This window comes from Bacteroides sp. BFG-637 (assembly GCF_024793605.1).
Lineage (GTDB): Bacteria > Bacteroidota > Bacteroidia > Bacteroidales > Bacteroidaceae > Bacteroides > Bacteroides vicugnae.
The window spans coordinates 3,574,259-3,592,749 of sequence record NZ_JANUPD010000002.1 but is presented as its reverse complement, the minus strand read 5'-3'; the positions used below and the strand labels follow the sequence as shown (position 1 = coordinate 3,592,749).

Annotated in this window: 17 protein-coding genes, 1 tRNA gene and 2 pseudogenes; 9 read left to right on the top strand and 11 right to left on the bottom strand. The window is 43.1% G+C overall.

What is annotated here, in order from left to right; genetic code table 11:
* Nucleotides 1–13: 13 nt before the first annotated feature.
* Nucleotides 14–3,143, bottom strand: a pseudogene (locus NXX38_RS13790) (SusC/RagA family TonB-linked outer membrane protein).
* A gap of 108 nt (nt 3,144–3,251) precedes the next feature.
* On the opposite strand from NXX38_RS13790, the gene NXX38_RS13785 reads away from it, so the two are divergent.
* The 3 genes from NXX38_RS13785 to NXX38_RS13775 all read left to right on the top strand — a co-directional run bounded on the left by NXX38_RS13785 (nt 3,252) and on the right by NXX38_RS13775 (nt 4,370).
* Complete coding sequence (locus NXX38_RS13785) at nt 3,252–3,830, top strand: uracil-DNA glycosylase family protein (RefSeq protein ID WP_258979801.1); 579 nt, start codon at nt 3,252–3,254, stop codon at nt 3,828–3,830.
* Nucleotides 3,831–3,878: 48 nt separating this feature from the next.
* Nucleotides 3,879–4,232, top strand: coding sequence for an arsenate reductase family protein (locus NXX38_RS13780; protein ID WP_004308288.1), 354 nt, complete (start codon nt 3,879–3,881; stop codon nt 4,230–4,232).
* Between the two features lie 65 nt (nt 4,233–4,297).
* A tRNA-Trp gene (locus tag NXX38_RS13775) sits at nt 4,298–4,370 on the top strand.
* Between the two features lie 259 nt (nt 4,371–4,629).
* On the opposite strand, the gene NXX38_RS13770 is transcribed toward NXX38_RS13775, so the two are convergent.
* Nucleotides 4,630–6,480 (bottom strand): von Willebrand factor type A domain-containing protein, encoded by a 1,851-nt coding sequence (locus tag NXX38_RS13770; RefSeq protein WP_258979800.1) that lies wholly within the window; start codon nt 6,478–6,480, stop codon nt 4,630–4,632.
* Between the two features lie 189 nt (nt 6,481–6,669).
* On the opposite strand from NXX38_RS13770, the gene NXX38_RS13765 reads away from it, so the two are divergent.
* From NXX38_RS13765 to NXX38_RS13745, 5 genes and pseudogenes are all read left to right on the top strand, one after another.
* Entirely contained in the window at nt 6,670–7,326 is a 657-nt protein-coding gene (locus NXX38_RS13765) for a CDP-alcohol phosphatidyltransferase family protein (RefSeq protein ID WP_258979799.1), read from the top strand.
* Nucleotides 7,323–8,279 carry a phosphatidate cytidylyltransferase gene (locus NXX38_RS13760; RefSeq protein WP_258979798.1) on the top strand — a complete coding sequence of 319 codons (957 nt, stop codon included), beginning with the start codon at nt 7,323–7,325 and terminating at the stop codon, nt 8,277–8,279. Before NXX38_RS13765 ends, NXX38_RS13760 begins: the two co-directional genes overlap by 4 nt.
* Before the next feature lie 24 nt (nt 8,280–8,303).
* Nucleotides 8,304–8,960 (top strand): lysophospholipid acyltransferase family protein, encoded by a 657-nt coding sequence (locus NXX38_RS13755; protein WP_258981951.1) that lies wholly within the window; start codon nt 8,304–8,306, stop codon nt 8,958–8,960.
* Entirely contained in the window at nt 8,961–9,533 is a 573-nt protein-coding gene (locus NXX38_RS13750) for an RNA polymerase sigma factor (protein ID WP_004301947.1), read from the top strand.
* Nucleotides 9,530–10,776 (top strand): annotated as a pseudogene (locus NXX38_RS13745) (carboxypeptidase-like regulatory domain-containing protein). The gene NXX38_RS13750 and the pseudogene NXX38_RS13745 overlap by 4 nt, the downstream one beginning before the upstream one ends.
* Before the next feature lie 25 nt (nt 10,777–10,801).
* Here NXX38_RS13745 and NXX38_RS13740 read toward each other — a convergent pair.
* From NXX38_RS13740 to NXX38_RS13715, 6 genes are all read right to left on the bottom strand, one after another.
* Nucleotides 10,802–11,674, bottom strand: a complete 873-nt coding sequence (locus NXX38_RS13740) for a pyridoxamine kinase (protein WP_258979797.1) — start codon at nt 11,672–11,674, stop codon at nt 10,802–10,804.
* A 135-nt stretch (nt 11,675–11,809) separates the two neighbouring features.
* A complete protein-coding gene (locus NXX38_RS13735) occupies nt 11,810–12,391 on the bottom strand; it encodes an LUD domain-containing protein (protein WP_195650569.1) in 582 nt (193 codons plus the stop codon).
* Nucleotides 12,388–13,773, bottom strand: a complete 1,386-nt coding sequence (locus tag NXX38_RS13730) for a lactate utilization protein B (RefSeq protein ID WP_195650570.1) — start codon at nt 13,771–13,773, stop codon at nt 12,388–12,390. The genes NXX38_RS13735 and NXX38_RS13730 overlap by 4 nt, the downstream gene beginning before the upstream one ends.
* Entirely contained in the window at nt 13,770–14,510 is a 741-nt protein-coding gene (locus tag NXX38_RS13725) for a (Fe-S)-binding protein (protein WP_148364457.1), read from the bottom strand. The genes NXX38_RS13730 and NXX38_RS13725 overlap by 4 nt, the downstream gene beginning before the upstream one ends.
* Nucleotides 14,511–14,562: 52 nt before the next feature.
* Nucleotides 14,563–15,108, bottom strand: a complete 546-nt coding sequence (locus NXX38_RS13720; protein WP_117936630.1) for a radical SAM protein — start codon at nt 15,106–15,108, stop codon at nt 14,563–14,565.
* Nucleotides 15,109–15,128: 20 nt separating this feature from the next.
* Complete coding sequence (locus NXX38_RS13715; RefSeq protein WP_117936628.1) at nt 15,129–15,485, bottom strand: 6-carboxytetrahydropterin synthase; 357 nt, start codon at nt 15,483–15,485, stop codon at nt 15,129–15,131.
* A gap of 129 nt (nt 15,486–15,614) precedes the next feature.
* On the opposite strand from NXX38_RS13715, the gene NXX38_RS13710 reads away from it, so the two are divergent.
* Entirely contained in the window at nt 15,615–15,974 is a 360-nt protein-coding gene (locus tag NXX38_RS13710; RefSeq protein WP_004301938.1) for a YbaN family protein, read from the top strand.
* Here NXX38_RS13710 and NXX38_RS13705 read toward each other — a convergent pair.
* From NXX38_RS13705 to NXX38_RS13695, 3 genes are all read right to left on the bottom strand, one after another.
* Nucleotides 15,944–16,510 carry a 5'-methylthioadenosine/S-adenosylhomocysteine nucleosidase gene (locus tag NXX38_RS13705; protein ID WP_148364456.1) on the bottom strand — a complete coding sequence of 189 codons (567 nt, stop codon included), beginning with the start codon at nt 16,508–16,510 and terminating at the stop codon, nt 15,944–15,946. The two genes, NXX38_RS13710 and NXX38_RS13705, sit on opposite strands and share 31 nt — an antisense overlap.
* Before the next feature lie 24 nt (nt 16,511–16,534).
* Nucleotides 16,535–17,839 carry a Fic family protein gene (locus NXX38_RS13700; RefSeq protein WP_258979794.1) on the bottom strand — a complete coding sequence of 435 codons (1,305 nt, stop codon included), beginning with the start codon at nt 17,837–17,839 and terminating at the stop codon, nt 16,535–16,537.
* Nucleotides 17,840–17,970: 131 nt separating this feature from the next.
* Nucleotides 17,971–18,363, bottom strand: a complete 393-nt coding sequence (locus tag NXX38_RS13695) for a DUF5640 domain-containing protein (protein ID WP_258979793.1) — start codon at nt 18,361–18,363, stop codon at nt 17,971–17,973.
* Between the last annotated feature and the right edge of the window lie 128 nt (nt 18,364–18,491).

The window sequence follows — 18,491 nt, the reverse complement described above, 5'->3', positions numbered from 1 at the left end:
CTCTCTCTTACCTTTAAAATTCACATTTCAGAGTAAAGCCCAGACTACGGGTCGTAGGCATTCCGAACACTTCAATTCCTTGATTATCATTTCCGGTAGAAAGTACCAGATCCGGATCAAAAGGAGCTTTCTTATACAAGAAACATAGATTGCGGGCTACAAACGAAAGCTGAACATCTTTCAGCACCTTCGTTTTCTGTATCCACTTCTTGGAGAAATTATAGTTCAAAGATACTTCACGCAACCGCAAGTTGGTAGCATCATACATATAATACTCCGTCACCCCGGCACGCCCGCCTACTATTTTATAGAATCCTTTCACATCGTTTATACGCTGACCGTCGAGCATTACATATCCCCTGTCACGCGCATCAGCCGTTATTTCAGATACTCCATAAAGATCCATTTCCGCCTGCGTCTGCGAAAGGACTTTGCCTCCATAACGCCAATCAAGCAGAAAATAAAGGGTGAAGCCTTTGTAAGAGAACGTATGATCCCATCCCATCATAAAGACAGGGTTGGCATTTCCCACTTTCACCGTATTCCCATCGCCCTCCACTAATGGAAGTCCTTTATTATCACCCTCTGTTTCGTAGACAATATTGCCTGCATCATCACGCACAAAGGCCTTACCATAAATATCACCGATAGAACCGCCTTTAATAAGTTTCATAGCATAACTGGAAGAAAAGCTCGTAGGTCCGTAGACTAATTCTTTCAGCTCATCGTGCAATTTCACTATCTTATTCTTGTTGGTAGAGAAGTTAACGGAAGTTTTCCAAGTAAAACTAGGAGTTAATATGGGAGTCCCATTCAACGTCACTTCCCATCCCCGATTCTGAATATTTCCTGCATTTACATATCGATAAGCATACTTATCCCCTGCAAGTGCAGGCAGTTTGAAAAACTGATTGTAAGTATTGGTACGATAATAAGTCAGATTAATACCCAAACGGTGTTGGAAGAATCTCCATTCTGTTCCAAATTCCATTGCATGAGTCATTTCCGGCTCCATTTCCTTAAAAGGTGCGGCATCATTCGCCTGTATCTCGCCACCGGCATTAATCTGCGAAGAGGGATTAGTGATATGCGGAGGAATATCATTTCCTACTTTACTGTAAGCGCCACGCAATTTAGCGAAAGAAACCCATTCGGGTAACTTCACCCATTTATCAAGTAATATGGAGAGCCCTACAGAAGGATAAGCGAATCCGGTTTTTTCATGGCTGGTATAAGACAAGGTTGACGCCCAGTCATTACGGGCCGTCAAATCAAGGAACAATTTCTCCTTATAACCGATCTGTGCCGTACCGAATATAGATTGCAACTGACGATGCTCATCTATTTTCTGGTCAATACTGGCAGAACTGTTCATAACGATATTGGCAATATTAAACACATTAGCAAATTTCAAAGAAGCATTCTTCGAATCATAACGGGTAGAATTTCTGATTCGGTCATTTATACTACCACCAATCGCCGCATCCAGTGTAAAATCCCCCCCAGATTTTCTTCACCATCGCCATGACATCACCATACATCTGCGTTTCCTGATAATCCATCTCAACATATCGTCCGTTCGCTCCACACAGAGCGGTGGCGGTAGACGCATAGAATTTTTGGCGTAACTTGTCCGCCCAGTAATCCATGTTGCCACGGGCTTGAATCGTCAGCCAGTCATTAACTTTAAAGTTTGCTGAAAGAGAAAGGATAACGCGCGTACGTGTTTCTTTACTTTGTATGCGGTTCGTTATCCAGTATGGATTCTGTTCGAAGTCTTCGGTAAACGTATGCCAATTCTGCACACCCAGTTTCCGTTCTTCGTCATAGGTTTCAAAATGATCTTTATAATAAGACAGATCCTCCCCACGAGGGAAACGATAGAGCCCTACCAATGGATTCATATAGAAACCTCCCGATACCGGCTTATTCTCAACGGTCTGTTTCATGACATTTACACTACCATCCAGTTTCAGACGTTTGTCGAACATAGTAGCCGTCTCACGCAAGTTTATATTATGCTTTTTCAGTTTATTCTTGTCGATTATCCCCTTTCCGGTAGTATTGGCATAGGAGAAATAAGTTTGCAGGTTTTCATTTCCATAACTGATAGATACGGAAGTCATCGAAGTCAATCCGGTACGGAAAAAGTCATTCAGATTATCATAAGCCATCAGATTCTCTTTCTCGCCCCAACTGTCTACTACATCACTGACACCATAACGATTCTGCATTTTAGGCATACTGAATGCTTTCTCGAAAGTGAGTCCCGTAGAGAAATTAATATTCCTTTGTCCGACAGAGTTTCCTTTTTTAGTCGTAATAAGAATCACTCCGTTAGCAGCCATACTACCATATAAAGCCGCAGCAGGAGCACCTTTCAGAATACTGATACTTTCCACATCTTCCGGATTCAGGTTAGAGATTCCGTCTCCTCCATCACGATTTCCTGCATTTGCCGTCCCCCCAATAGCCGAATAAGCCTGTTCGGAAGAGGTGTTCGACATCGGTACTCCATCTATTACATAAAGCGGTTGATTATCACCGGATACCGAACGGATTCCCCGGAGACTGACTTTTGCGGAACCACCCATACCGGAAGAATTCTTATTGATTTGTACACCGGCAGCTTTTCCCGCTAAGGCAGTAATCATATTTATTTCTTTCACCCGATTCAGTTCCTCTCCCTTGATTTTCTGCACAGAATAAGCTAATGAAGCTTCATCCTTTTCAAGTCCCAAGGCTGTTACGATGACATGTTCAAGCATCACCGCATCTTCCTGAAGACGTATTTCAAGCACATTCCGACCTGTCACATTGACTTCTACAGTCTTGTAACCTACAAAAGAAACTTGTAAGACAGCACTATCCGGCACAGACAAAAAGAATTTTCCATCAATATCGGTCACAGTACCATTGGTTCCCCCCTTTTCGCGTATTGTAGCACCGATCAGTGGTTCACCATAGATATCAATAACACGCCCTCTCACGGTATTATTATCAGAAGGTATTTCTATCGTCCCTCTTAACACTTGTTGCTCCGAAGCATAACAATTTCCTCCCACCAGGAAAAATAGGCCCATTAAGAAGCAACTCACAAAAACTTCTTTTTTCAATGATATAATAAAATATTGTTTGTTCATCACGCCGCAAAAATAACTAATTATTTTAAATCTAGCATTTTTTCTCATTGATTTTGAGGGAAATAAACATTATCACTATTTTTGTACGAAATTAAAATGAAAGGAATTATGGAAATCGAAACACATCCGCTAGAACCGTTTCTCCCAGCGAAATCAAAGCTTCTGATGCTAGGAAGTTTTCCGCCACAGAAAAAACGTTGGTCTATGGAGTTTTACTACCCGAACCTAAACAACGACATGTGGCGTATATATGGAATTTTATTCTTTAATGATAAGAATCACTTTCTAAATTCAACACTAAAATCGTTCTGTCGCGAGCAAATCATAGACTTTTTGAACAAAAAGGGGATTGCCCTATTCGATACGGCTTCATCCATTCGCCGGTTACAGGATAATGCATCGGACAAGTTTCTTGAAGTAGTGGAAGCTACCGATGTTGCAGCATTACTGCGGCAACTTCCCGAATGCAAAGCAATCGTCACTACGGGCCAAAAAGCAACGGACACTCTCCGACAGCAATTCGACATAGAAGAGCCCAAAGTAGGTGATTACTCCGAATTTGTTTTCGAAGGACGTGCCATGCGGCTTTACCGGATGCCCTCATCATCAAGGGCGTATCCATTAGCATTGGACAAGAAAGCAGCCGCTTACCGGATTATGTTTCAGGATTTACAGATATTGAAGTGAAGTTCAAGTATTAAGTATAAAATATCAAGTATTAAATTATAAATGAATATGGCAACATTATTTTTGCAGTACCCGGCATGCAGCACATGCCAAAAAGCCAAGAAATGGTTAACAGAAAATAACATTGAGTTTACCAACCGCTTAATCGTAGAAGAAAATCCTACGGTGGAAGAATTAAAGGCATGGATTCCACGCAGCGGTCTGCCAGTGAAGAAATTCTTCAACACTAGCGGATTAGTATATAAAGAGCTGAAACTAAGCGAGAAGCTACCTGCAATGAGTGAGGAAGAACAGATAGCACTATTGGCAACCAACGGTAAATTGGTGAAACGCCCATTGGTAGTGACAGACAGCTTCGTTCTGGTCGGTTTTAAGCCCGATGAGTGGGAAAAATTAAAATAATTCAAAACTTATTTACCCGAATGTTTGGAGATTCAGAAGTTTCTACTACCTTTGCAGCCGCAAACACGGGAGTAGCTCAGTTGGTAGAGCACCGGTCTCCAAAACCGGGTGTCGGGAGTTCGAGCCTCTCCTCCCGTGCAGAGTTAAATAGCTGTAAACAATAAGTTTACGGCTATTTTTCGTTTCAGGTCGGACGAAATTCGGACGAAAGAAATGATAGTGACGCTATCCGACAAAGATAGTGACGGTATACAACAGCGATAGCGTCACTATCCCGAACATATACCGTCACTATCATTTTCTACGATTATCCATCTGGAATTCTACGTTCATTCATATCTGCGAATCTTACGCATAGTCATATAGCGTACACTCACAATGACTCCCGCCCGATTTCCTAGTTCTTATTCGTTCTTTCCAATCCTTTGGCAGCCTCAACCAAACGGATGAATTCTCTTCTATATCCTTTATCATCATTATTCAGTCCCTGTTTGGCCAGATTAATCACTTTATCGTAACTGGCATTTCCTTTGAAGTCAGAGTCCCGAAGTAACTGTCCGAACATAGCCACTGCAGAAGCAAAGCGGAAATCGGAAGAAACATTATTGCCTTTATTATCAACGAAAGGAAGTTCCATTTTCTTGCTGACATCTTTATCCGGAGCTTTATAACGCAGTTTCACAGTCAGGAGATCATTAGAGCCTGTCGGTTTCACTGCCACTTTCTCTTTCTTCTGATATTTCAGATCATCTATTTTACCCACATATTCATTCTTTGCACCTGTAGGAATCACTTCGTAAAAAGCAGTTACCGTATGTCCCGCACCCATATCTCCGGCATCTTTAGCATCATTATTAAAGTCTTCGTCTTTCAACAGACGGCTTTCGTAACCAATCAAACGATACGCCTGCACTTGGGAAGGATTAAATTCCACTTGCAGTTTGACGTCTTTCGCCACCGTATGCAATGTAGCACCGAATTCGCCTACTAAAACACGGTTGGCTTCCTGCAAGTTATCTATATAAGCATGATTACCGTTTCCCTTTTCTGCCAACACCTGAATCTTTTTATCTTTATAATTACCCATGCCATAACCTAATACGGTAAGGAACACTCCACTCTTACGTTCTTTTTCAATCAATTGCTCCAATCCTTCGGCGGAAGAAACACCCACATTAAAATCACCGTCAGAGCAAAGTATGATACGGTTGTTGCCATTAGAGATAAAATTCTTCTTGGCTATTTTATACGCCAACAGGATACCCGCACCACCTGCCGTAGAACCACCTGCCGTCAATTCATCTATCGCTTCACGAATCTTCTGTTTGTCACTACCCGGAGTGGCCTCCAGTTTCACACCGGCACTGCCTGCATAAGTCACGATAGCTACTTTATCTTTATCCCGTAAGTTGTTTACCAACAATTTGAGAGATGATTTCACCAAATCCAACCGGTTGGCTCCCCACATAGAGCCGGAGACGTCAATCAGAAACACCAGATTAGATGCAGGCAAATTATCCGTCGGAATTTCTTTAGCTTTCAAGCCGATACGCACAAGACGGTGATCCGCATTCCAGGGACATGCTCCGGCTTCCATCGTGATTTTCACAGGATCACTTCCTGTCGGTTTCGGATAATCATAGGAAAAGTAGTTCACTAATTCTTCCGTACGGATAGCATCTACAGGAGGCAATTCCCCTTTATTGATAAAACGACGCATATTACTATAAGAAGCAGCATCTACATCAATAGAGAAAGTAGAAAGCGGAGCATCCGACACACTCTTAAATCCATTCTCCTGAATCTGCCCGTATTCTTCCGCATTTACAGCATCATACATGATTCCCGGTGTCGGACATACCGCCATATAAGCAGCAGACACCGATTTAGTAGCCTTTAACTCATGCCCGTATCCTACCACTACACATTCTTCCAATACCACATCATCCGCTTTCATCTTCACATCCAGCGTAGCCGATTTCACCACCCTTCTCTCTTGCTTATACCCGATATACTGAAACAACAACGTCTCCCCCTTCTTGGCCTGAATTGTATACCGGCCCTTCATATTCGTTATTGCCCCCTTCGAAGTACCCTTGATCTGTACCGAACAACCTACAAGCGGATTTCCATCCTTTGCATCCGTCACCGTACCCGACACAGTAATAACTTGCGCATTCATCCTACCTAAAGAAATAACCGCCATTAGCAGCACGAGCATCATCGCTCTGAATTGATTTGTTTTCATAACTTCTTATTTTAAAATGTTACTATTAGTTCGCTTTTATTATAGAGATGCACATTTCACACAGATTCCATAAATTGCCTGAACTTTTTTTTATCCGGCAGAAAAAAGAGTCATTTCAAAATTCTCACTCATTCCTTTGCAACTCTTAAGATGATGTGTATATTTGCCAATCATAAACATATTATAAATATGAAAAACGAAGTCGACGGAAGGCGGGAAATAGCCTCACGAAACACGGCCTGGGCTACTATTATTGCCCGCAAACTAACTCGTTGGGGTGTCACTCCCAATCAAATTTCCATGATGAGCGTATTCTTCGCTATGGTGGGGTGCCTTCTGTTGATCGGCACAGTCATTGATCCCGGTTTTAACAAGTATGTAGCCTACATTCTGTTCATCGTTTGCATGCAGTTGCGGTTACTCTGCAACCTGTTCGATGGGATGGTAGCTATTGAAGGAGGGAAGAAAAGTGCCAACGGAGATCTCTACAATGATATGCCCGACCGCTTTGCTGATGCTTTGTTCATCATTCCCGTCGGATATATAGCAGGCGGATTCGGTATTGAACTGGGATGGCTAGCGGCCCTTCTTGCCGTTATGACAGCTTATTTCCGCTGGATAGGAGCCTACAAAACGCACCAGCATTTCTTTAATGGTCCGATGGCCAAGCAACACCGCATGGCATTGCTCACGCTTGCCTTTGTAGTAGCCACCTGCACCATTCACGCAGGATACGACCGGATGGTATGTCTCATAGCCCTGATAATTATGAATGTCGGCCTTGTCGCAACACTGATACGCCGTCTGTACCTCATGTCACACACAACAAACAATGAAATAAAATGAAAGAACTACTGGATATCATATTTCCTACGCTAAGCGATGAACTGATTATCGTCATTTCGCTCATCATCGGACTGCTTGTTACGGCAAGCCTTATTCTTTTTCTCGTAAAGAAGATCTCTCCAAAAACAAATATCAGCGAACTCTCCGCCCGCACACGTTCATGGTGGATCATGGCGGGCATGTTTATCGGCGCTGTATTTATCAGCTTTAACATTTCTTACTTCTTCCTTGCCTTTCTCTCTTTCATCGCTTTCAGAGAACTGTATTCGGTGTTGGGATTCAGAGAGGCAGATCGCGGAGCACTGTTTTGGGGGATATTGGCCATTCCCATTCAATATTACCTTGCTTACCTTGCCTGGTATGGAGCATTCATCATCTTCATTCCGGTAGTTATGTTTCTCGTATTGCCCTTACGACTTGTTTTAAAGGGAGACACCCACGGAATTACCAAGTCGATGGCTCTGTTGCAATGGATTCTGATGCTTTCGGTATTCGGTATCAGCCACCTCGCTTATCTCCTGTCACTTCCCGAACTGCCGGGATTCAATGCGGGAGGACGAGGTCTGCTATTATTCCTTGTATTCCTTACGGAAATCAACGATGTCATGCAATTTATCTGGGGCAAACTTCTCGGACGGCATAAGATACTTCCGAAAGTAAGTCCAAACAAAACGTGGGAAGGATTTCTGGGCGGCGTAATCAGTACCACCGTCATTGGTTACTTCCTCGGTTTCCTGACTCCCCTCTCCGCTTCCAACGTTATCCTGGTAAGTGCTCTCGTTGCGATTGCCGGATTCTCGGGAGACGTAGTCATCTCCGCCATCAAGAGAGATAAAGGAATTAAGGATATGGGGAACAGTATTCCCGGTCATGGAGGAGTATTCGACCGGATAGATTCTCTGGCCTACACGGCTCCTGTATTTTTTCATTTAGTTTATTACATTGCATATTAAACGGAGAGAATGGAAAAAAGATTCATGCAAGCTGCTGCCATGCAGATTATATATAAAGGTGTATTCCAATGGTTCCTGAAATTGGTTGTAGGAGTTCAGTTCACCGATTGCCAGTTCCTCAAAAAGGAAAAGCAATTCATCATCCTTGCCAACCATAACAGCCATCTGGACACCCTAAGCTTGTTATCTTCCCTGCCGGGAGAACTTTTATGGAAAGTCAAACCCGTAGCAGCAGAAGATTATTTCGGGAAAACCCGCTTTCAGGCTTCCATCAGCAACTTTTTCATCAACACACTGCTAATCAGAAGAAAAGGAGAAAAAGATTCGGAGCATGATCCGATCCGTAAGATGCTTGAAGCCATCGATGCCGGATATTCGCTGATTCTTTTTCCGGAAGGAACCAGAGGAAAGCCGGAACAGATGGGAAAAATTAAATCCGGCATAGCCCGCATCCTGTCTCTGCGACCCGAAGTGAAATATATTCCCGTATTCATGACCGGTATGGGACGTTCTCTGCCCAAAGGAAAAATGATACTGTTGCCATATAAAGCATCTATCTATTACGGTATGCCTGCATTGGCAAAGAGTACGGATACACATGAAATATTAGACCAGATTACAGGTGATTTTGAAGCAATGAAAGAAAAATATCAAGTCATTATTGACGAAGAAGAGGAATAGATGTTGTTTTTCAAAAGAAAAATATCAAAACTATCGGACGAGGAATTACTAATACATTATACGAAGTCCGGCGATACGGAATATTTCGGCGAATTATATAACCGATATATCCCGTTATTATACGGACTTTGCCTGAAATATCTGCATGATGAAGACCGGGCACAGGAGGCGGTCATGCAGTTGTTTGAAGATTTATTGCCTAAACTGGGAAATTATGAGATAAAAGTGTTCAAGCCATGGCTCTACCGGGTGGCAAAGAATCATTGCCTGCAACTTTTACGAAAGGAAAATAAGGAAATTACGTTAGATTATACCGTTAATGTTATGGAATCCGACGAATTTCTGCATCTATTAAGTGAGGAGGAAAGTTCAGAGGAACAACTAAAGGCATTACATCACTGTCTCGAAAAGTTGCCCGAAGAACAACGGACCAGCATTACGCGTTTCTTTTTAGAGGAAATGTCGTATGCCGACATTGTGGAACAGACCGGATTTACTCTGAACAATGTGAAAAGCTATATCCAAAACGGAAAGCGAAACTTAAAAATTTGTATTAAGAAACAAGCCCTATGAAACTATTGGACTACATACGAGGACTCCGCAAAGGAAAAGAGGCACACCGGCTGGAAAAAAGTCGATGCAGGACCCTTTCCTGGCTGATGCTATGGATGGATACAACCAAGTGGAGGGAAATCACGAACAACGGATCGAGAAACTGCGGATGCAGGTTTCTGCTCATTCGGCAAAGAAAAAGAACACTTATGCTATCACCTGGAGCATCGCTGCATGTCTGGTTATCGGATTCGGTATCAGCAGTTATTTCCTGTTCCTGAAAAAGAGCATGACAGATGAAGTGTTTATCGCTGAAGAGTCTGTTCCTGCAAAGTTGCCTGAAGCTGCAACACCGGCAACTCCTACAAATCCGGCGACTCCGGCAGCTCCTGTAACCCCGCGAAAGGAAATCGCGCTGGCTGCCACAAAGGTCAAAACGGATTCTACCCCTATTTCCGGAATTGCTGTGAAACAAGCGGATAAAAAGGATATGATTGCCAAAAACCAAACTGCTCCTACCGCTAAAAGTGCATCCGCAGTAATAGAACCGATGATGGAGGAAGCCTTGGAGCAGACTGCTGAATTGCAAGAGGTAGCAGCAACAATGGATACTTCCGAGTCCGCTTCCGACAAGAAAATGAGAATGGCTAAAGTGGTGACTATTCCCAACAGTAACATTATTCAGGGAAAAGTGACCAATGAAAAAGGAGAACCGATCATCGGGGCCAGTGTGGCATATAAAGGGACAAATATCGGAACCATTACGAATATGAACGGAGAGTTTTCGCTGGTTAAAAAAGAAGGTAAAAAACAGTTGACAGCGCAGTTCATCGGATATGATCCGGTAGAAATTCCGGTAGATACCAGCCAGACAATGCTCATTGCCATGAACGAAAACAAACAAACGCTTAACGAAGTGGTGGTAGTGGGATACGGAACAAATAAAAATAAGAAGTCGACAACCGTCGTGACGGCTAAGGAGCAGGCAGACAAAGATATTACTCCGCAACCCGTGATTGGTAAACGCAAATATCAGAAGTACCTGAAGGAGAATCTGGTTCGTCCGACGGATGAAAAATGCGCACAAGTGAAAGGGAAAGTGGTATTAACTTTCCTGGTTAACAAGGAAGGGCGTCCCTTCTACATCAAAGTAAAAGAGAGCCTCTGCGAATCTTCCGACAAGGAAGCCATCCGCCTGATTCAGGAAGGTCCGGACTGGATTTATGGCAATAAATCAGTGGAAATAACCGTCAAATTCGAATAGGACAAAAATTTGTGAATGTAAAAGATTAAATCAATTCATAACTGGCCATCTGTATCGGCATATCCAGATTGTGAAGTACTTTCTCCAACAGAATCCCCTCCCGATTGTCATATTCATACCCGAAAGTGGCACGGATTCCTTGCAGGATAAATTGAGTGGCACGGTCTAATGCCATCGGCAAGCTGTCTCCCTGCATCAAAGAGCCGGTTATGACACTTGTAAAAGTATCTCCCGTGCCAGGATAATGTGCAGGCAGATAAGGACAGGTCACTTTCCAGTAGCGGTTTCCCTGACGGTTATAAGCGTAGACAGACGTTTTATGGGGTTCATCATGCACGGGGACACTGGTTATGATAACCACTTGCGGACCTTTATCAGACAAAAGGCGAAGATATTCTTTCAGTTCTTCATCCGTGTTGTCTGCTTTATAGGGTTCATCCAATAAATAAAATAACTCCGTCAGATTGGGAGTAATCACATCTGCTTTGGTTATCAGGTGGCGCATTTCTTTCACCATCTCCATATCAAAGTTAGTGTACAGCCGGCCGTTATCTCCCAACACCGGATCGGCAACTATCAGGCTATCCGGCTGACGAAAGTCTTTGATAAAATCAGAAACAATCTGAATCTGTTTCGGAGAGCCCAGATATCCGGTGTAGATAGCGTCAAACTTCACCTCCAGTTTCTTCCACTGGGCAATAATCTTCGGCATTTCGTCCGTCAGGTCGAGGAAGGAGAAACCGGGATATTGCGTATGGTTGGATAATACAGCCGTAGGAAGCGGACAAACCTGAAAGCCCATGGATGAAAGAATAGGAATAACGACAGTGAGAGACACGCGTCCCATTCCCGAAAGGTCATGAACGGCGGCTATTTTCTTTACTTTATTGGCATACATATCATTTAAATTTAAACATTTGACTACTCTTCTATGAACGAACCGGAACAGAGGCTCTATTTACAATAAACAGAAGTTCTGTTTATACCGAACAGAGGCTCTACTTCCTACCAATAGAGCCTCTGTTTTGAAACACTAGATTAATATCACTAATACGTCCCGTGCCCCATGTGCTCCCATCACCAATGCCTGTTCAATGTCGGCAGTCTTTGAAGGACCGGAGATGAATGTTCCGAATTGATATTCCTGTCCATCCAGTTCGCGGTAAGCATCATACATGGTATCCACTATTTTATTCCGGTCGAGCAGGATAACCAGCTTTTCCGAGATAAAATAAATAGCTTTATATTTCACCGTCTGCGGTATCCAAATGGCTCCGTTCTCGGCAACTCCTATTTCTCCTTTCACTACGGCCACATCGGTGCCATCCAACTCTTTCGGATCATCCAGATTGTCGGGATTGAATGTCGCGCAGGAAATATCCGGTAAGACGGAAGCAATGCGCATAGCATCCGGATAAGTCCGACGTATGACCGCATTCACATCTTCTCCTTCGCCCAATACCACTGCTGTGCCACCCACTGCACGACTGATTGCACAAAATTGTTCTATCTTGTCAGGATACGACAATCGTTTCATATCCGCAATATCCGGTTTATCATAACGAGTTTGCGTATTCTTGCGAATACTGGCTAATATCTCTTCTCTGCTGCTCATTTGGATTCCTCCTTTCCCTGTACTTTGTTTTTCTTCCACATTTCATTGAACGACTCTTTGGCAAATTCCGGCAGTTCACGCCCTTTTCCCCAATCGTCGAGATCGTTGTATTTCATAAAACGGGGCAGACCGTTTACTACCGGAGCCGCCCACAAAGCAGCATTGAACAATGCCGGACGTTCCATCAGGAACTTCATACCACCGGACATGATCTTCTTTCCTGTATTGGCTTTTCCCAGTCCGTCCAAATCCTGACGCCACTTGTAAATCTGTTCGGCCAAATCAACTTTCACCGGACAAACATCAGAGCAGGACATACACAGAGAGCAGGCAGAAAGATTATCATAATATTTCTCCGGATCATGAGCCATGCCCAGATTGATACCGATAGGTCCGGGAATGAAATAGGTATAAGAGTATCCCCCACTCCGGCGATATACCGGGCAGGTATTCATACACGCACCACAACGGATGCAATTCAGTGTCTTGATATGATCGGGCTTGGAAAGCAATGTACTTCGGCCGTTATCTACAATGATGATATGATATTCACCGCCTTCGCGGGGACGGCGGTAATGGGAAGTGTAGGTGGTCACCGGTTGTCCGGTAGCCGAACGGGCAAGCAATCGGGTGAATACGCCCAGTGCATCCAAATCCGGAACAATCTTTTCCATACCGAAAGCGGCGATGTTCAATTTCGGATAGGAAGTACCCATATCAGCGTTTCCCTCATTCGTGCAGACTACGATGTCACCGGTTGAAGCTACGGCAAAGTTGGCCCCTGTCATAGCGGCTTCGGCATTCAGGAAGAGAGGTCGCAGGTTCTTACGTGCCGCATGAGTCAGGTAGGTAGGGTCGAAGTTTCCTTCCTCGGTTCCCATCTCCTTTTCGAAAAGTTCGCCTACCTGTTCCCGTTTGATGTGGATGGCAGGCAGTACGATGTGACTCGGTTCGAGATGCATCAGTTGCAGGATGCGTTCGCCCAAATCGGACTCTACGACATCAATGCCCCGCTCCATCAGGAAAGGATTCAGTCCGCACTCTTCGGCAAGCATGGATTTACTCTTGATGAAATGATGCACATTATGTTCATTCAATATCTCATAGACAATGGCGCAGTATTCATCGGCATCTTTTGCCCAATGCACAATGGCACCGTTGGCGGTAGCGTTCTTCTCGAACTCCAGCAGAAGTTCTTCGAGGTGGCTGTTGGAATATAGTTTCAGTTCGCAAGCCTTGTTGCGCAACTCTTCCCATTCGGGAACTTCCTTGCTCATCTTATCCCTTTTGGCACGGACCATCCAAAGGGTCTCATTATGCCATGCTGCCATCTTGCTGTCCTGCAAGAACTTCTCGGCAGCCTTTGAATGTTTTGTACTCATGATTGCGACGCTAGAATTTCTACAATATGGATAATCTGAATAGGCAGATGCTCCCGTTTGATAACACCTTGCATGTGCATCAGGCAGGAACTGTCCGCTCCGACAATATATTCGGCTCCGGTGGCCATGTGGTCTTTCACCTTATCACGCCCCATGCAGACGGAGACTGCCTGCTCCTCCACGGCAAACATTCCGCCAAAGCCGCAACACTCGTCAATATGGCTGGGTTCGAAAACTTCGATTCCTTCAACCAGATCGAGCAAATCACGCAATTTATTGTAATAAGGAATATTCAGTTCGGAGGGAGCCGAAATTAACAATTCACGCACCCCATGACAACTATTGTGAATACTAACCTTATGGGGAAAGCGTGCAGGAATCTTCGAAGGCTTCAGTACATCATGAATAAAATCACAAATATCATAAATCTTTCCCGCGCTCTGACAAGCGTGTCCTTCTTTCTCTAATATGCCCGGATGATTCTCTTTCACAAAGGCCACACAACTGGCGGAAGGACCGACTATGTAATCATACTTCCGGAACAAATCGTCAAAACGGAGTGCCAATTTCATCGATTCGTCTTCAAAACCGGCATTTGCCATCGGTTGTCCGCAACAGGTCTGATCCAACGGATAATCGACGTCTACTCCCAAACTTTTCAATAACTTATACGATGCCACTCCCACATTGGGATAAATAGCATTGATATAACAAGGAATAAACAAACCTACTTTCATAACTATATTATGTAATAATTTAAGCTTCCTCCGTATCACCCGTTTATTTTGTTCAACGGATGTCGATTAATTTGTGTGTTTGCAGGCTGAGTCTCCATTTGGGATGTCGCATTACACAGTCCACTGTCAAAGCAGTGTTATTACAAGAACAAGGCTGGAGGAAAAAATGTTCGGCAGGAAGTAGTTCAAAAATACTTATATCTTGTCCTTCATAGACAACTTTCACTTCGTCCATCCGGTCGATTGCCAGTTTTGCCCCTTGTTTGGGTGAGCAGGTCACCCAGTCGATAGATGCCGGTAAGGGGTGTGTACCGTTGGTTTCGATGGTCACATATTTACCGGCCTGATGCAAAAGGTCGATCAATTGGTCGTCTATCCATAAGGAAGGTTCGCCACCTGTGAGGACAACGGTAACGGCTGGATATTTTTTCACTTCGGTGATAATTTCTTCATCGGTCATCATGGTTCCTTCTTCGTGTTGTGTGTCGCAAAAGTCACATTTCAGGTTGCAGCCGGAGAAACGCACGAAGATGGCCGGAGTTCCGGTGTGGTAACCTTCGCCCTGCAAACTGTAAAAGATTTCATTAATCTTTCTCATCGTCATACTTGTTTAATTTGCTACTCTTGTCCTTCTGCGCTGGCGGAATCTTTCTCATAGATGACTATGTTTCCTTCCGATTCCTGCACCTCTACCTTATAGCATTGGGGAATCTGTTTGCACACCCACCGGGCGATATTCTCTGCTGTGGGATTGAACGGAAGTACTTCATTCAGATTTTGATGGTCGAGTTTTTCCATGACCACTTCTTTGATACGAGTGAAATCTACCACCATTCCTTCGGAGTTGAGCCGCATAGAACGGCAATAGACGGTAATAATCCAGTTGTGACCGTGTAAACTGGCGCATTTACTGCGATACGGGAGTACCAGCTTATGAGAAGCCGAGATCTCCATGCGTTTGATTACTGTAAACATGGGTGTATGTATTTTAATAGTTACACGCATCTAATGTCACCTCGATGCAACGACAAAGGTAATATAAAATAGAGTTTTCATTCAGCAAAGAGTGTTATTTTTTCCCTTTTTTTGCACTATCTTTGCCGCATGAAAACTCTGTATATTGTTTTAGGTAGTATCTCCCTTGCACTCGGCATTCTCGGCATCTTTCTGCCGTTACTGCCTACTACCCCTTTTCTGTTACTCACCGCTGCCCTTTATTTCAAAGGGTCTCCCCGACTATATAACTGGCTGCTCAATCATCGGCACTTCGGTCCTTATATCCGCAATTACCGCGAAAACAAGGCGATCCCTCTTCGAGCCAAAGTAATCTCGCTCGTGCTGATGTGGGGAACTATGCTTTATTGCATTTTCTTCCTGATTCCTCTGATATGGGTAAAGATTCTCCTGGGACTGATTGCCGCAGGAGTCACTTATCATATTCTTTCTTTCAAGACATTGAAGTAATGTGATAGTCCCTGTCGGGCATCGGCAAGTTTATCTTCCCAATGTTTCACGGAGTTCTGACCAATAATGTCAGTCACATATTTCACGGAAATAAACGGAATTTCTTTCGAACGGCAAACGAATGCCTGTGCATAGGCTTCCATGTCTACGACATCTCCGCTAACGTGAGTCAATTCTGTCAGGAAGCCATCTCCCGTGTTACAGATTCCTTCTTCCGTCCAGTGCTTGCAATAACCTTTTTCTTCGAGCAAGGACGATGAATCAATCTCACACTCCAATCCGAACTCTTTCATTTTCTGCATATCACGGTCTACGAACTTGCGGCAGACAAAGATATCTCCTACCTGATGGTTGACTGTTCCGGCACTTCCGATATTGAGTACAAAGTCCGGTTGTACCTGGCGGATTGCTTCTGCCAGATGAAAAGCTGATTTTACTTTTCCAATACCTGTACGAATGTAATAAGGTTCTACATCCGGCCATTTAATCTCTACAAATTCGCCTTGGACGGCGTAGGTTACTAATATTTTCAACATGGATTTCTTTATATCATAAAATTATTATTCAATGAGATATGCAAAATACTTATATACAATATCTTCAATCGACATTTCATTTTGTTCAAAACGTATTTTGTCCAATGAAGATATTCTTTCTTCTATTGTCTTTTGTCCTCTATATACAGTGGAAATATAATCTTTCCCGTCGCGACTGATAATAGCAGAACCTGTAAAATCAAACATTCGGGAGTCAGGAGCTATATAATTCAATGTATATGATATATCTCTGACACGTCCTTGTATAGGAGAAAGAATTCCTTTTGCTACCAAATCTTTCACATCACGAGTTGCAGTATCTAACGAAACTTCGGCCAGTTTACTCCAGTTTTTAGCAGTAAGCTTTCCGTCATAACCGTTCAAATATATATTAAGAATAGTCCGTTGCCTTTCCGTGATAACCGCCTCTACATGAGTCTTCCAGAAAATAGCCTTATTAAGTATTTCACTCAACATCACATTAGACTCACTTACGGCCCGTTCAAGACAAGTAAAATACCATTCCAACCATTCCGTAATATCTCCATCTCCACGTTGTGTCCGCTCCAACATTCGATAATATTCTTTCTTTTCCTTACAAATTTGCAGAGACATACTGAAGAAACGCAATTTACTACGATCTGTTTGCGATAATACCATATCCGATATAGCTCTCGCGATACGACCATTTCCATCGTCAAATGGATGAATACATACAAACCACAGATGAGCTATTGCAGACTTCACTAATGATGGAACAATACTTTTATCATTAAACCATATAATGAATTTATCCATTTCATTAAGCACACGTTCCGGTTCCGGCGCACGATAATGGACTCTTTCCCGCCCAAATGCTCCCGATATAACCTCCATAGGCTCATTGCGGTAAGTCCCCACCATAATATCTGAAAACCCACTCTTACCTGTCGGAAAAAGTGCTGCATGCCACCCGAATAATCTATCATGATTCAATGGAGTATCATAATTCATCACGGCATCAAGCATCATTTCCACAACTCCATCAATATAATGTGTCGGTTCTTTTGTATCAGGTACGGCTACACCTAATTTTCGTGCAACGGAAGAACGTACTTCCGCAGTATTTAATGTGATTCCCTCTATTTCTGAAGATGATACCACATCATGCGTCACTGCCTCCACAGTAGCCGCCATCTGGTTATCAAATCCGATGGTACTTAAACGTCCTGCAAGATATCCGATAGCTTTGTTTGTCCGAGCTATCGGCTCCGACAAACGAACAGCATTCCATCTGAACGACGTCCAATTTTCTATTTCATGTATAAACATATCATTGGTTCTTTCCACAAAAATAGCTATTTAATTGGAGTTATAGACAAAGCTGCGGTTAAAATTGGAAGATAAGCCGCAGATTTTGCGGCTTATCTTCCAATTTTAACCGCATAACATACGATTATCTATAAAATGCAGTGATTTAATTACTCATCATATCCCAGTCTTTTATATGTGCCATTTTCCAATGAGCCATCTTTTATCTTTAATACATCTTTTGAAAATAAGCACTCCCACACTCGCTTCTGTCCTTTAAGCTTATTTCCATCATCAGAATAAGTTATTTGGATATTAATTTTATCACCTGAAATTTGATAGGTGAACAAATAGTTAGACACAAAGGTAGCCCCGCTAAGAAGCGCGTAATATCCAGTTCCATCACTCTCAAACTTAATGTATTTATGAGTACCCTCTATACCTGTTGACCAGGTTCCTACAATATCTTCCGGATTCAAATCAATCCAATCATCATCATCGGACGAACAACTACTCAATACGATAGGGAAAAACAAAATCATCAAAAATAAAATCTTTTTCATTTCATGTAATTATTTAGTTTGTAAATTTAGTCTGTGTTTACTGCGCAAAGGTACGGATTATATCAATATAACGTCATATATTATTAGAATTATCAAATTGACAACATGATTTTCATCCCAATAAATCA